General features: G+C 72.7%; 9 protein-coding genes. 7 read left to right on the forward strand and 2 right to left on the reverse strand.

Annotation, left to right across the window (positions count from 1 at the left end; translation table 11 throughout):
* Positions 1-272 precede the first annotated feature (272 nt).
* A complete protein-coding gene (locus FNX44_RS14525) occupies positions 273-1,337 on the reverse strand; it encodes an aldo/keto reductase (RefSeq protein WP_143648653.1) in 1,065 nt (354 codons plus the stop codon).
* A 115-nt stretch (positions 1,338-1,452) separates the two neighbouring features.
* Here FNX44_RS14525 and FNX44_RS14530 point away from each other — a divergent pair, with 115 nt between their 5' ends.
* From FNX44_RS14530 to serA, 6 genes are all read left to right on the forward strand, one after another.
* On the forward strand, positions 1,453-2,409 hold the full coding sequence (locus FNX44_RS14530; protein WP_153507282.1) for a 2-hydroxyacid dehydrogenase: 957 nt from the start codon (positions 1,453-1,455) through the stop codon (positions 2,407-2,409).
* A 364-nt stretch (positions 2,410-2,773) separates the two neighbouring features.
* Positions 2,774-5,764 carry a putative bifunctional diguanylate cyclase/phosphodiesterase gene (locus FNX44_RS14535; protein WP_143648654.1) on the forward strand — a complete coding sequence of 997 codons (2,991 nt, stop codon included), beginning with the start codon at positions 2,774-2,776 and terminating at the stop codon, positions 5,762-5,764.
* A gap of 342 nt (positions 5,765-6,106) precedes the next feature.
* A complete protein-coding gene (locus FNX44_RS14540) occupies positions 6,107-7,960 on the forward strand; it encodes an acetolactate synthase large subunit (RefSeq protein ID WP_143648655.1) in 1,854 nt (617 codons plus the stop codon).
* A 25-nt stretch (positions 7,961-7,985) separates the two neighbouring features.
* On the forward strand, positions 7,986-8,510 hold the full coding sequence (gene ilvN, locus FNX44_RS14545; RefSeq protein WP_143648656.1) for an acetolactate synthase small subunit: 525 nt from the start codon (positions 7,986-7,988) through the stop codon (positions 8,508-8,510).
* A gap of 168 nt (positions 8,511-8,678) precedes the next feature.
* On the forward strand, positions 8,679-9,677 hold the full coding sequence (gene ilvC, locus FNX44_RS14550) for a ketol-acid reductoisomerase (RefSeq protein ID WP_143648657.1): 999 nt from the start codon (positions 8,679-8,681) through the stop codon (positions 9,675-9,677).
* A gap of 247 nt (positions 9,678-9,924) precedes the next feature.
* Positions 9,925-11,511 carry a phosphoglycerate dehydrogenase gene (gene serA / locus FNX44_RS14555; protein WP_143648658.1) on the forward strand — a complete coding sequence of 529 codons (1,587 nt, stop codon included), beginning with the start codon at positions 9,925-9,927 and terminating at the stop codon, positions 11,509-11,511.
* Between the two features lie 88 nt (positions 11,512-11,599).
* Here serA and FNX44_RS14560 read toward each other — a convergent pair whose 3' ends face one another.
* Complete coding sequence (locus FNX44_RS14560) at positions 11,600-12,985, reverse strand: PucR family transcriptional regulator (protein ID WP_143648659.1); 1,386 nt, start codon at positions 12,983-12,985, stop codon at positions 11,600-11,602.
* A 137-nt stretch (positions 12,986-13,122) separates the two neighbouring features.
* Between FNX44_RS14560 and FNX44_RS14565 the strand changes: the two genes are divergently transcribed.
* Positions 13,123-14,049, forward strand: a complete 927-nt coding sequence (locus tag FNX44_RS14565; RefSeq protein WP_143648660.1) for a proline dehydrogenase family protein — start codon at positions 13,123-13,125, stop codon at positions 14,047-14,049.
* Positions 14,050-14,087: the final 38 nt, after the last annotated feature.

Genomic DNA, 14,087 nt, shown 5'->3' on the forward strand with positions numbered 1-14,087 from the left:
GGGTGGGACTCTCGCCGCGCTCGGTGGGCTCAGCGGTGGTGGGCGTGGGGTCGTCGGTCGGGCCGTTCCCGGTGGCCGGACCGCCGGCGCAGGCGGCGGTCAGCAGCAGCGCGGCGGCCGTCAGCGCGACCCCGGGCAGGGCCGTCGGACCTGAGCGTCGCACGGTGTTCCTCTCGTCGGAGTTACCCCGGCCAGCACATCACACCCGAAGGACGATCGGGCGGCGTCCGGTGTTCCCCGCGCGGCAGCCGGTGCGGGAGGGTTCCCGGACCTCACACCCAGGAGTCCTGGGCGGGTGGCAGCGCGTTGATCTCCGCCAGGTCGGCCGGTGTCAGCCGCAGCCGGGTGGCGACCGCGTTCTCCCGCGCCCAGCCGGGCTTCTTGGTGCCGGGGACGGGGATCACGTGCGGGCTCCGCGCGAGCAGCCAGGCCAGCGCGACCTGGGCGGGCGTCACCGCGTCCGGTCCGGTGGGCTCGCCGTGCCGCGCGGCCACGCGTCGCAGTCCGGCGACGATCGGCTGGTTCGCGGCCATGATCTCGGCGGTGAAACGCGGGTGCCTGGCCCGGACGTCGTCCGGTTCGAAACCGCTGCCGGGGGTGAGCCGGCCGCTGAGGAAGCCGTTGCCGAGCGGCATCGCCGCGAGCAGCCCCACCCCGCGCGCCGTGCACCAGGGCAGCAGGGTGTCCAGCGCCTCGCGCGACCAGACGGACAGTTCGGCCTGTACGGCGCTGACCGGGAACACCTGCTGGACGCGGCGCAGTTGGGCCAGTGTCGAGGAGTGCAGGCCGTCACGGGCGGGCCGTCGGCCGCCGCGGGCCCCGACGGCGCACAGCCCGAGCGCCCGCACCTTCCCGGCCCGGACCAGGTCGGCCATCGCGCCCCAGGTCTCCTCGACCGGGACCTCGGGGTCGGCGCGGTGCAGCTGGTACAGGTCGATGACGTCGGTCTGGAGGCGTCGCAGCGAGGCGTCGCAGGCCCGCCGTACGTAGCCGGGGCGGCCGTTGGCCACGACGTGTCCGTCGCCGACGAGCAGGCCGACCTTCGTGGAGACGAAGGCCTCCGCCCGGCGCTGCTTGAGCACCCGGCCGACGAGCAGTTCGTTGGTGAAGGGGCCGTACATGTCGGCGGTGTCCAGCAGAGTCGGCAGGCGGCCGGCGGAAGAGGAGCCGGGGGCGGCGGAGGAGTCGGCGGCGCCCGCGTCCAGCGCGGCGTGCAGCGCCCGCAGGGACGTTTCGCCGCGCTGCTCGGAGGCGCTGTAGGCCCAACTCATCGGCATGCAGCCCAGTCCGATCGCCGCCACCTCGAGCGCCCCCGCGCCGATTGTCCTGCGCTCCACCTGGACGTGCTCCCTCCTGCCCCGCCGGAGACAGACCCTAGTCGGTCGCCGGTGACGGTCCGTCGGTGGGCCGCCGGGGCGGTGGAGCTCCGTCGGGTCGTCCTACGCTGAGCGCATGGCTTCTTCCGAGGTGTGGCTCCCGATACCCGCGACCGAGATCGACGGACTGCCCGACGCGTTCGAGTACCGCTTCTGGGAGGGCGGTGAGTTCCCGGCCGACCCGGCGGACTGCGTGCTCTACACCGTGCCGTACATGAAGGGCCCGGTGATCGCGGTCGAGCCGCTGCCGCACATGCCGGCCGTGCGCGTCGTCCAGACGCTGACAGCCGGGGTGGACCACGTCGCGCCCGCGCTGGAGACTATGCGGCCGGGGGTGCGGCTGTGCAACGCCAGGGGGGTGCACGAGACCTCCACCGCCGAGCTGGCGCTGACCCTGATCCTGGCGTCACTGCGCGGACTGCCGGACTTCCTCGCCGACCAGGTCGAGGGGCGCTGGCGTCCGGTCATCCGGCCCGCGCTGGCGGACCGCAACGTGCTGATCGTCGGCTACGGGGCGATCGGCGCCGCGATCGAGGAGCGGCTGCTCCCGTTCGAGGTCGCCCGGGTGGACCGGGTGGCCCGCCGCGCCCGCGAGGTCGGGCGCGGAGAGGTGCGTGCGCTGTCCGAGCTGCCGGAGCTGCTGCCGCACGCCGACGTCGTCGTGCTGACCGTACCGCTCACCGAGGAAACCCGGGGGCTGGTCGACGCCGGCTTCCTGTCCCGGATGAAGGACGGCGCGCTGCTGGTGAACGTCGCCCGGGGCGGCGTCGTGGACACCAAGGCGCTGCTCGCCGAGACCCGCGCCGGCCGCCTGCTGGCCGCGCTGGACGTGACGGACCCCGAGCCGCTGCCCGTCGGACACCCGCTGTGGGGGACGCCCGGAGTGATCGTCACCCCGCACGTGGGCGGCCCGAGTTCGGCGTTCCTGCCGCGCGCGAAGCGGCTGCTGGCGGACCAGCTGCGGCGGTTCGCGGACGGGGAGCCGCTACGGAACGTGGTGGCGGTGAGCGGTGAGCCGCCTTCGCAGGGCTGAGTGGACCGTCGGCGACGCATCGGTGGAGGCGGGACGGGCGACGCGCGGCGCCCGTCCCGCCCGTGCGCCGTAGGGGGCGCCGCCCGGCGCGTGTTGGGGCGCCTGTTGTTCCCTCGCGCCCCCTATACCACGCTTCGAACGCGAATGTGCGCGATGCGTAGCAGAATACCCCCGGTAAGTCACGCTCTGTAGAGGCGCTATGTCGCTGAGTGACCGATTGGTGTATGGTCCGGACGGGGCGATACCAGGACACCCAGGGGGGCGACGGGCGAATGCGCGGCCAATGGACGAACTATCGGATGACGGACGCCGGACTCACGCTGAGTGTACGGCGGGTGCGGCCGACCCGGCGGGAGCCGGCGCGATGAGCGCGCACGGCGCCCACGGGCTCTCCGGCGCGCGACCGGTCGGCGGCGTCCCCGGCGTGCGCACCTCCCCGTCCACCGTCGACCGCGACCCGCCGGGCGCCGCCGGAGCCCGCCCGCCGGCCCTGCTCGGCCGTCATCCACTGCTGCCGCAGCTCCTGCTGGTCGTCGGCTGCACCGGATACGCCACCGGCGCGGCGCTCGGCTGGGGCTCGGACCGGCTGGCCGTCTTCATGGGCGACTTCGGGCTGGCCGCCGCCGCGTTCCTGGCCGCCTACTCCTGTCTGCTCTACGCGCGCCGTGCCGCCGGCCGGCACCGGCCCGCCTGGCTGCTCTTCGCCGTCTCCTCCGCCATGGTCGGCATGGGGAACGCCGTCTGGGGCTGGTACGAGTTCGTCCTCGGGCAACCCGTGCCCGAGACGTCCCTGGCCGACTTCTTCTTCCTGCTCTTCGCCCCGACCGCCATCGTCGGGCTGTTGGTACTGGCCAAGCGGCCGGTCACGACGGCCGGCTGGGTGTGCCTGGGGCTGGACGTCTGGCTGATCGCCGGCTCGCTGCTCACACTCTGCTGGAGCCTGGCGCTGACCCACGCGGACGACTGGCGGGACGGCTCCGTCGCCCAGGCCGCCACCCAACTCGCCTATCCGCTGCTGGACATCGTGCTGGTCAGCATGGTCCTCGCCCTGCACTTCCGGCGCTCCTCGGTGGACCGCTCGGTGATCAACACGGCGGCCGGGGCGCTCGGCCTGACCGTACTGTGCGACGCGCTGTTCACCGCGCCGCTCTTCCAGCAGAGCTACGCCTCCGGGCAGTTGCTGGACGCCGGCTGGTTCGCCGGTTCGCTGCTGCTCGCCTACGCGCCCTGGGCGGGCGGGGTTCCGCAGCGCGCCGCGCCGAACCGGGAGGAGGAGACCAGGCAGGTGGCGGGCGTGTTCGCCGCGCTCACGCCCTATCTCGCCGCCGCGGTGTGCATCCTGGGCGCGCTCTACAACTTCGGCGACCGGCGCGAGGTGGACCAGGTCGTCCTGGCCACCGCCTGCACCGTCGCGCTCGCGCTGGTGGTCCGGCAGGCCATCATGCTGCTGGACAACATCCGCCTCGCCCGTGAACTCGCCCACAAAGAGCACCACTTCAGGTCGCTGGTGCAGGGGTCGAGCGACGTCATCATGATCGCCTCCTGCGAGGGCGTACTGCGCTACGTCAGCCCGGCCGCGGCCGGGGTGTACGGGCGGCCCGCGGCCGAACTCGTCGGCTCGCCGCTCTCCGCGCTGATCCACCCCGAGGACCTCGGCAGGTTCCTGCACGAGGTCCGGCGTTATCTCACCACTCCGCCGGGGCAGGAGGCCTCCACCCGCGTGGAGTGCCGCTTCCAGCACGGCAACGGCAGCTGGCTCAACGTGGAGTCCACCGTCAGCCGCTACCGCGACGGGCTGATCTTCAACAGCCGCGACGTCACCGAACGCGTACGCCTCCAGGCCCAGTTGCAGCACAACGCCTCCCACGACCCGCTCACCGACCTGCCGAACCGCGCGCTGTTCACCGAGCGCGTCAAGCAGGCGCTCGGCGGCCGCCGCGACACCGACGGGCCCGACCGGGACGCCGCCGTCCTCTACATCGACCTCGACGGCTTCAAGGCCGTCAACGACACCATCGGACACCAGGCCGGCGACGAACTGCTCGTCCAGGCCGGCCGCCGCCTCCTGGAGTCGGTCCGCGCCCAGGACACCGCCGCCCGCCTCGGCGGCGACGAGTTCGCCACCCTGATCATCGGCGAGGGAAGCCCGGACCGCGCCGAACGCGAGATGCGGGTGCTGGAGATCGCCGACCGGCTGCGACTGAAGCTCTCCGAGCCCTACGTCGTGGAGTCGGGTACCGAAGTGCGGGTGGCGGCGTCCATCGGCGTGGCGTTCGCCGAGCCCGGCATCGCGCCCAGCACCCTGCTGCGCAACGCCGACCTGGCGATGTACCGCGCCAAGCAGGCCGGCAAGGGCCGCGTCGAGCTCTACGCGCCGCAGCTCCAGGCGGAGATGGCGCAGCGCTCCCAGCTCGCCGGCCGGCTGCGGACCGCGCTCGCCGAGGGCCAGTTCGTCCTGCTGCACCAGCCGGTCGTCTCCCTGGAGAGCGGGCGCATCGCCGCCGTCGCCGCGCAGCCCCGGTGGCGGTCCTCCCAGGGCATCCTCTTCACCCCCGGCGAGTTCCTGCGGCAGGGCCAGCGGCGGGCCGCCGACTCCCGGAGCGAGGAGCGGATCGCCGAGGTGGACCGCTGGATGCTGGAGGAGGCGGTGATGAGGGCCGCCGCCCGGCGCGGTGCGGGGCTCGGGGTGCCGGTCGTCGTACGGGTGCCCGCCGGCCGGTTGACCGACCGCGCGCTGGACGGCCGTGCGTTCGCCGCCCTGCTGGAGCGGCACGGCCTGCCGCCGGAGGACGTGGTCGTGGAGCTGTCCGAGCACGATCCCCGGGTGAGCCTGGGCGAGCTGGAGGTCAGGCTGGCCGCATTGCGCCGCCTCGGCGTACGCATCGCGCTGGACGCGATGGGCTGCGGCCACGGCACGGTCGCCGCGCTGCGCGCCCTCCAGATCGACGTCCTGCGGCTGGACCGCGCGCTGGTGGAGAGCCTGACCGAGTCAGGCCGGCTGTACAAGCTGACCGCCGGGCTGCTGCGCATCGCCCGGGAGCTCGGCACGGACTCCTACGCCGAAGGGGTCGACCTGCCCGAGCAGGCGGCGGCGCTCCGCGCGCTGGGCTGTACGCACGCCCAGGGCGCGGTGTTCTCCAGCGCGCTGGACGAGCACCGGCTGCGTCGGGCGCTGGGCGGCGGAGCCTATCCGCTGCCGGTCGCCGGCGTGCCCGCGCAGCCCAGCCGGGGCGGCGGTCGCTCGGTGGTGGTCGCCGGATCGCTGCCGGTCAGAAGGGGTGGCGCGGCCACTCCGGACCCCGTGGTGCACTCCCCGCTCCGACCACATTCTGAGACTTCCGTCCCACCCACTTGACACCCGGTGGGTGATCGGAGGAAGGTCGGTGCCATGCGCACCCGACTTCTCGTAATTGGAAAGCGCGTCGACTGAACCGGGCCACGACGATGACCCGCGACGACAGCGACGCGCTCCCCTCGCCTGCCTCACGGCACGAGGGGTTTTTTGTTGCACCAGTGACCTGGCGCGACACGACCGAACCTCCCGAAACCGACTCAAAGCCACCAGCCGCCGACCACCGGGTTCCGTAACCATCAGCAACCCTCAGGAACCCTCAGTGCTCGACCGACACCGCACAGCGGCGGCGCCGCATCACATCCGAGTGCCACCACCCTCACCTCAGCCGGGAAGAGAAGACCGATGACCGAGCAGGCCACCGGGGCCCCCCGACCGCAGCCGCGGGCCCGTAGCGGCGGGCAGCAGCCCGCCCCCGTCGAGCACCTGACGGGCGCCCAGTCCCTCATCCGTTCGCTCGAGGAAGTCGGCGCCGACACCGTGTTCGGCATCCCGGGCGGTGCGATCCTGCCCGCGTACGACCCGATGATGGACTCCTCGCGCGTCCGCCACATCCTCGTCCGCCACGAGCAGGGCGCCGGCCACGCCGCCACCGGCTACGCCCAGGCCACCGGCCGCGTCGGCGTCTGCATGGCGACCTCGGGGCCCGGCGCCACCAACCTGGTGACGCCCATCGCCGACGCGCACATGGACTCCGTGCCGCTCGTCGCGATCACCGGCCAGGTCTCCTCCAAGGCCATCGGCACCGACGCCTTCCAGGAAGCCGACATCTGCGGCATCACGATGCCGATCACCAAGCACAACTTCCTGGTCACCGACCCGGCCGAGATTCCCCGGACCATCGCCGAGGCGTTCCACATCGCCTCCACCGGCCGGCCGGGACCGGTCCTGGTGGACATCTCCAAGGACGCGCTCCAGGCGCAGACCACCTTCAGCTGGCCGCCCACCCCGGACCTGCCCGGCTACCGTCCGGTCACCAAGCCGCACGCCAAGCAGATCCGCGAGGCGGCCCGGCTGATCAGCGGCTCGCAGCGACCGGTCCTCTACGTCGGCGGCGGAGTCCTCAAGGCCCGCGCGACCGCCGAGCTGAAGGTCCTGGCCGAGCTGACCGGCGCGCCCGTCGTCACCACCCTGATGGCACTCGGCGCCTTCCCCGACTCCCACCCGCAGCACCTGGGCATGCCCGGCATGCACGGCACGGTCGCCGCCGTCACCGCGCTCCAGAAGGCCGACCTGATCGTCGCCCTCGGCGCCCGCTTCGACGACCGGGTCACCGGCAAGCTGGACTCCTTCGCCCCCTTCGCGAAGGTCGTCCACGCCGACATCGACCCGGCGGAGATCGGCAAGAACCGCGAGGCGGACGTGCCGATCGTCGGCGACGCCCGCGAGGTCATCGCCGACCTGGTGGTCGCCGTCCAGGCCGAGCAGGCCGCCGGCAACACCGGGGACCACAGCGAGTGGTGGCAGCAGCTGAACCGCTGGCGGGAGACCTACCCGCTCGGCTACGACCTGCCCGAGGACGGCTCGCTCTCCCCGCAGCAGGTCATCGAGCGCATCGGACAGCTCGCGCCCGAGGACACGATCTACGCCGCCGGCGTCGGCCAGCACCAGATGTGGGCCGCCCACTTCATCCAGTACGACCAGCCCGCCACCTGGCTCAACTCCGGCGGCCTGGGCACCATGGGCTACGCGGTGCCCGCCGCGCTGGGCGCCAAAGCCGGCGCGCCGGACCGCACGGTCTGGGCCGTCGACGGCGACGGCTGCTTCCAGATGACCAACCAGGAACTGGTCACCGCCGCGCTCAACAACATCCCGATCAAGGTCGCCATCATCAACAACGGCGCCCTGGGCATGGTCCGCCAGTGGCAGACCCTGTTCTACAACCAGCGGTACTCCAACACCGTCCTGCACAGCGGCCCGGACGCCGAACCGGCCGAGACCCCGCCGCAGGGCACCCGCTGCCCCGACTTCGTCAAGCTGGCCGAGGCCATGGGCTGCGTCGGCATCCGCTGCGAGGACCCGGCCGACCTGGACGCGGTCATCGAGAAGGCCAACGCCATCAACGACCGCCCGGTCGTCGTGGACTTCATCGTCCACGAGGACGCCATGGTCTGGCCCATGGTCGCGGCCGGCACCTCCAACGACGAGGTCATGGCGGCCCGAGGCGTCCGCCCCGACTTCGGCGACAGCGACGACTGACCAGCGAGCGAGAGAGTAACCAGACATGTCCAAGCACACGCTCTCCGTCCTCGTGGAGAACAAGCCCGGCGTCCTGGCCCGGATCACCGCGCTGTTCTCCCGCCGCGGCTTCAACATCGACTCGCTGGCGGTCGGCACGACCGAGCACCCGGAGATCTCCCGCATCACCATCGTGGTGAACGTCGAGGACCTGCCGCTGGAGCAGGTCACCAAGCAGCTCAACAAGCTCGTCAACGTGCTGAAGATCGTCGAGCTGGAACCCGCGGCCGCCGTCCAGCGGGAACTCGTTCTGGTGAAGGTGCGCGCCGACAACGAGTCCCGCTCGCAGATCGTGGAGATCGTCCAGCTCTTCCGCGCCAAGACCGTCGACGTCTCCCCGGAGGCCGTCACCATCGAGGCCACCGGAAGCAGCGACAAGCTGGAGGCCATGCTGCGGATGCTGGAACCGTTCGGCATCAAGGAGCTGGTCCAGTCCGGCACGATCGCCATCGGGCGCGGCTCGCGGTCCATCACCGACCGCTCGCTGCGTGCCCTGGAACGCAGCGCCTGACCCACCCCGCCGCGCGTTCGCCCGTCAAGGCGACGCGCGGCGGGCCGCCCGCATCGCAAGACCGCGGACCGCGACCACCGCCGACGGGCATAACGTGTTCCCCAGCGGTGGACCGGTCGCCCCAGACCCACCACCGACACAGGCAAGACTCGACAAGGAGTAACCCAAGTGGCCGAGCTGTTCTACGACGACGACGCCGATCTCTCGATCATCCAGGGCCGCAAGGTCGCGGTCCTCGGCTACGGCAGCCAGGGCCACGCCCACGCGCTCTCCCTGCGCGACTCCGGTGTCGACGTGCGCGTCGGGCTCCACGAGGGCTCGAAGTCCCGCGCCAAGGCCGAGGAGCAGGGCCTGCGGGTCGTCACCCCGGCCGAGGCCGCCGCCGAGGCCGACGTCATCATGATCCTCGTGCCGGACCCGATCCAGGCGAAGGTCTACGAGGAGTCCGTCAAGGACAACCTCAAGGACGGCGACGCCCTCTTCTTCGGCCACGGCTTCAACATCCGCTTCGGCTTCATCAAGCCGCCGGCCGGCGTGGACGTCTGCATGGTCGCCCCCAAGGGACCGGGCCACCTGGTCCGCCGGCAGTTCGAGGAGGGCCGCGGCGTTCCGTGCATCGCCGCCGTCGAGCAGGACGCCACCGGCAACGCCTTCCAACTCGCCCTCTCCTACGCCAAGGGCATCGGCGGCACCCGCGCCGGCGTCATCAAGACCACCTTCACCGAGGAGACCGAAACCGACCTGTTCGGTGAGCAGGCGGTGCTCTGCGGCGGCGCCTCCGCCCTCGTCAAGGCCGGTTTCGAGACCCTGGTCGAGGCGGGCTACCAGCCGGAGATCGCCTACTTCGAGTGCCTCCACGAGCTGAAGCTCATCGTCGACCTCATGTACGAGGGCGGCCTGGAGAAGATGCGCTGGTCCGTCTCCGAGACGGCCGAGTGGGGCGACTACGTCACCGGCCCGCGCATCATCAACGACCAGACCAAGGTCGAGATGAAGAAGGTCCTCGCCGAGATCCAGGACGGCACCTTCGCCAAGAACTGGATGGCCGAGTACAACGCCGGTCTGCCGAAGTACAACGAGTACAAGAAGGCCGACGGCGACCACCTCCTGGAGACCACCGGCAAGGAGCTGCGCAAGCTCATGAGCTGGGTCGACGACGAGGCCTGAGCCGCCCAGGGGTCGCACAGCGATGCGAGCCGTTAGCTCGATGGTGCGGCTGCCCCGGGATACCGCTCCCGGGGCGGCCGCACGCCGTTACACTGCATGCCAATAGCGCGTCACAGGCTCACAGCGTCGTGCGTCTCCACGCGGCTGCATACCTCCACCGCCTTCGGCCGACGGGACGCGGCCGTTATCCCCCACGTCCAGGCGGCCGTGGGAGGGACACCCAGGACCAGTGAGGACTGAGACCGAAGTGAGCAAGCCTGTAGTACTCATCGCCGAGGAGCTGTCCCCGGCCACGATCGACGCCCTCGGCCCCGACTTCGAGATCCGCCACTGCAACGGCGCGGACCGGGGCGAGCTGCTGAGCGCGATCGCCGACGTCGACGCCATCCTGATCCGCAGCGCCACCAAGGTCGACGCGGAGGCCGTCGCGGCCGCCCGCCGGCTGCGCGTGGTCGCCCGGGCAGGCGTCGGACTCGACAACGTCGACGTCTCCGCCGCCACCAAGGCCGGCGTCATGGTCGTCAACGCGCCGACCTCCAACATCGTCACCGCCGCCGAGCTCGCCTGCGGACTGATCGTCGCCACCGCGCGCAACATCCCGCAGGCCAACGCCGCGCTCAAGGGCGGCGAGTGGAAGCGCAGCAAGTACACCGGCGTCGAGCTGTCCGAGAAGATCCTCGGCGTGGTCGGCCTCGGCCGCATCGGCGTGCTGGTCGCCCAGCGCATGTCCGCCTTCGGTATGAAGATCGTCGCCTACGACCCGTACGTGCAGCCGGCGCGGGCCGCGCAGATGGGCGTCAAGCTGGTCACGCTCGACGAGCTGCTGGAGGTCTCCGACTTCATCACCGTCCACCTGCCGAAGACGCCCGAGACGCTCGGCCTCATCGGCGACGAGGCGCTGCGCAAGGTCAAGCCGTCGGTGCGCGTCATCAACGCCGCGCGCGGCGGCATCGTCGACGAGGACGCCCTGGCGGCCGCCCTCAAGGACGGCCGGGTCGCCGGCGCCGGCCTCGACGTCTACGCGACCGAGCCGTGCACCGACTCCCCGCTCTTCGCCTTCGACCAGGTCGTCGCCACCCCGCACCTGGGCGCCTCCACCGGTGAGGCGCAGGAGAAGGCCGGCGTCGCCGTGGCCCGCTCGGTGCGGCTCGCCCTCGCCGGCGAACTGGTGCCCGACGCGGTCAACGTCCAGGGCGGCGTCATCGCCGAGGACGTCCGCCCCGGCCTGCCGCTCGCCGAGAAGCTCGGCCGCATCTTCACCGCGCTCGCCGGCGAGGTGGCCGTCCGGCTCGACGTCGAGGTGTACGGCGAGCTGACCCAGCACGACGTCAAGGTGCTCGAACTCTCCGCGCTCAAGGGCGTGTTCGAGGACGTGGTGGACGAGACCGTCTCCTACGTCAACGCGCCGCTGTTCGCCCAGGAGCGGGGGGTGGAGGTCCGCCTCACCACCTCCAGCGACTCGCCCGACCACCGCAACGTGGTGACCGTCCGGGGCACCCTGGGCAGCGGCGAGGAGGTCTCGGTCTCCGGTACGCTCGCCGGTCCCAAGCACCAGCAGAAGATCGTCGGCGTCGGCGAGCACGACATCGACCTCAACCTCGCCGACCACATGGCCTTCCTGCGGTACGCCGACCGGCCCGGTGTCGTCGGCACCGTCGGCAAGGTGCTCGGCGAGGCCGGCATCAACATCGCCGGCATGCAGGTCTCGCGCGCCGAGGAGGGCGGCGAGGCCCTGGTGGCGCTGACCGTGGACGACACGGTGCCGCCGGCCGTCCTCACGGAGATCGCCGAGCAGATCGGCGCCACCTCCGCCCGCACGGTCAACCTCGTCTGACGCGCGCGCTTCCGCGCACCCGGCACAGGACACCCGCGCCCCCGGTCGCCTCGGCGACCGGGGGCGCGGGTGTCCTGTCGTCGACGGGTCACAGGCGGGCCGCTTTGAGCGCCATGTGGAGGAGGAGGCGGGACTCGCCGTCCGCCAGGTCCAGGCCGGTCAGCTGCTCGACGCGGGAGAGGCGGTAGTACAGCGTCTGGCGGTGGATGCCGAGCTCCGCGGCGGTGCGGCCGGCCTGACCGGCGAGGTCCAGGAAGACCTCGGCCGTTCTGGCCATCTCCCGATGCGCCGGCTCCAGCAGCCGCCGCACGGCCGGGTCGACGGCGACCCCGGCGGGCAGCGCGGACAGCAGCCGGTAGGGCCCGAGGCCCGGCCAGGTCGCGATCGGTGCGAGCCGGCGCTCGGCGTGTGCCGCCCGTAGCGCGGCCTGCGCCTCGTACCAGGCGGCGTCCAGCTCGACCAAGCCCGAGCGCGGCGCGCTGACGCCGACGCACAGCGGGCCGCGCTCGCCGCCGCCCGTGGGGCCGCCGCCCGTCGGACCGCCGCCCGTGGGGCCGCCGCCCGTGGGGCCGCCGCCCGTCGGACCGCCGCCCGTGGGGCCGCCACCCGTCGGGCCGCCGCCCGTGGGGCCGCCGGTCGGGCCGGCGCGGAGCAGCCGGTGGGCGGCGGCCACCGCCGGTTCCAGTGAGCCGGCCGCCCGCAGCCGTACCAGCGCGGCCAGCGCCGGGCCCCGCGGCGCCTGCCGCCCGGCCTCCTCGGCGTCCAGCACGGTCAGCACCGGCACGTTCGGCACGGCGGCGGGCGTCGCCGCCGGCGAGTCGCCGCCCGCCCGGCCCGGTTCGGCGACCGCGGCCCGCCTCCGCCCGCCGGCCGCACGGCCGTTTCCCGCGCGCGGGTCCTCGACCCGCCACGGCCCGACGGCCAGCAGCGCCATCGGTGCATCCGCCGCCGAGCCCAGTTCGGCGCGCAGTTCGGCGGTGGCCGCCTCCCGGCCCTGCCGGGGCCCGGCCAGCGCGGCCCGCAGCAGCCCGCCGAGCCGGGCGCCGGTCCTGGCCTGCCCGGCCAGCAGCGCGCCGATGCGGGCGGCGGTGGCCATGGCCTCCCGCAGCCGGGGGTCCTCCAGCGGTCGGCTGCCGTCGTCGAGCAGCCAGACGTAGCCGTAGACCACCCCGCCGTGCCGGACCGGCAGGCAGATCCGGCCCTTGACCACGCCGGCCGCCGGGTCCGGCGGGATGCGCACGGGTCCCGCCGCGCGGGTGATGCCGAAGCGCTCGAACCAGGCGCGGACCGCCGCCGTGGAGCGGCGCTGCATGATCGACCGGGTCCGGACCGGGTCCATGACCAGCTCGGCGTCGTCCCCGGCGCTTTCGTGGGCGCCGAAGGCGATCAGCTCGAAGTCCCGGTTCTCCAGCGTCGCCGGCGTGCCCAGCAGCGCCGAGACCTCGTCGATCAGCGTCTGGAAGTCCTCGCTCATGCCGCCATTCTCATACACGTGTCTGAGATCCGGGACACGGATGCCTGACAGCTGTCGATGGTCCGAGAACAGCGCGATCCTTAGGTTTCACGGTGGCTCACCTTGCCGTTCAACCGACAGTCTTGTGGAGGTGCCCCGTGCTGGGTCCCGTGCTTCTCGCCGCCTCGCGCAGCGACGGCATCCGCCGTATCGTTTCGGCCGCACCGGTCACCCGCCCCGTGGTGGACCGCTTCGTCGCCGGTGAGCGTCTGGGGGAGTGCCTGACGGCCGTCCGCGCGCTGGCCCGGCGCGGCATCGACGTCACCATCGACTTCCTCGGTGAGGACATCACCGACGCCTCCGAGGCGACCCGCACCCGCGACGCCTACCTGGCGCTCGCCGAGGCCCTGGCCGGCGAGGGGCTGGGGGAGCGCGCCGAGATGTCGGTGAAGCTCTCCGCCTTCGGCCAGGCCCTGCCCGACGGCCACGACCTCGCGTACCGCAACGTGCTGCCCGTCGTGGAGGCCGCCGCCGAGGCCGGGACGACGGTCACCCTCGACATGGAGGACCACACGACCGTCGACTCCACCCTCGCCATCCTCGGCGACCTGCGGACCCGCTTCCCGCAGACCGGCGCCGTCCTCCAGTCCTACCTGTTCCGCACCGAGGAGGACTGCCGGGCGCTGGCCGGGGAAGGCTCCCGGGTACGACTGGTCAAGGGGGCCTACAAGGAGCCCGCCACGGTCGCCTACCAGGACAAGCACGAGGTGGACCGCGCCTACGTCCGCTGCCTGAAGATCCTCATGGCGGGCAAGGGCTACCCGATGATCGGCTCGCATGACCCGCGGATGGTCGCCATCACCCAGGAGCTCGCGCACCGAGGCGGCCGCAAGCCCGACGAGTACGAGTTCCAGATGCTGTACGGCATCCGCGAGGCGGAGCAGGAGCGGCTCGTCGCGGAAGGACACCGGATGCGCGCCTACGTCCCGTACGGCACCGACTGGTACGGCTACTTCATGCGACGGCTCGCCGAGCGCCCGGCCAACCTCGCCTTCTTCCTGCGCTCGCTGCTCACCCGAGGCTGACCCCAGTGGCGGACGACCCCGACCGCCCGTCCCCCTCC

The organism is Streptomyces alkaliterrae (assembly GCF_007097205.2).
Classification (GTDB): domain Bacteria; phylum Actinomycetota; class Actinomycetes; order Streptomycetales; family Streptomycetaceae; genus Streptomyces; species Streptomyces alkaliterrae.

What these genes read in the sequence shown, in the direction of transcription:
- FNX44_RS14560 (WP_143648659.1), bottom strand. Translation starts at nt 12,985, where the DNA reads ATGAGCGAGGACTTCCAGACGCTGATCGACGAGGTCTCGGCGCTGCTG.
- FNX44_RS14535 (WP_143648654.1), top strand. Translation starts at nt 2,774, where the DNA reads ATGAGCGCGCACGGCGCCCACGGGCTCTCCGGCGCGCGACCGGTCGGC.
- FNX44_RS14540 (WP_143648655.1), top strand. Translation starts at nt 6,107, where the DNA reads ATGACCGAGCAGGCCACCGGGGCCCCCCGACCGCAGCCGCGGGCCCGT.
- FNX44_RS14530 (WP_153507282.1), top strand. Translation starts at nt 1,453, where the DNA reads ATGGCTTCTTCCGAGGTGTGGCTCCCGATACCCGCGACCGAGATCGAC.
- ilvN (WP_143648656.1), top strand. Translation starts at nt 7,986, where the DNA reads ATGTCCAAGCACACGCTCTCCGTCCTCGTGGAGAACAAGCCCGGCGTC.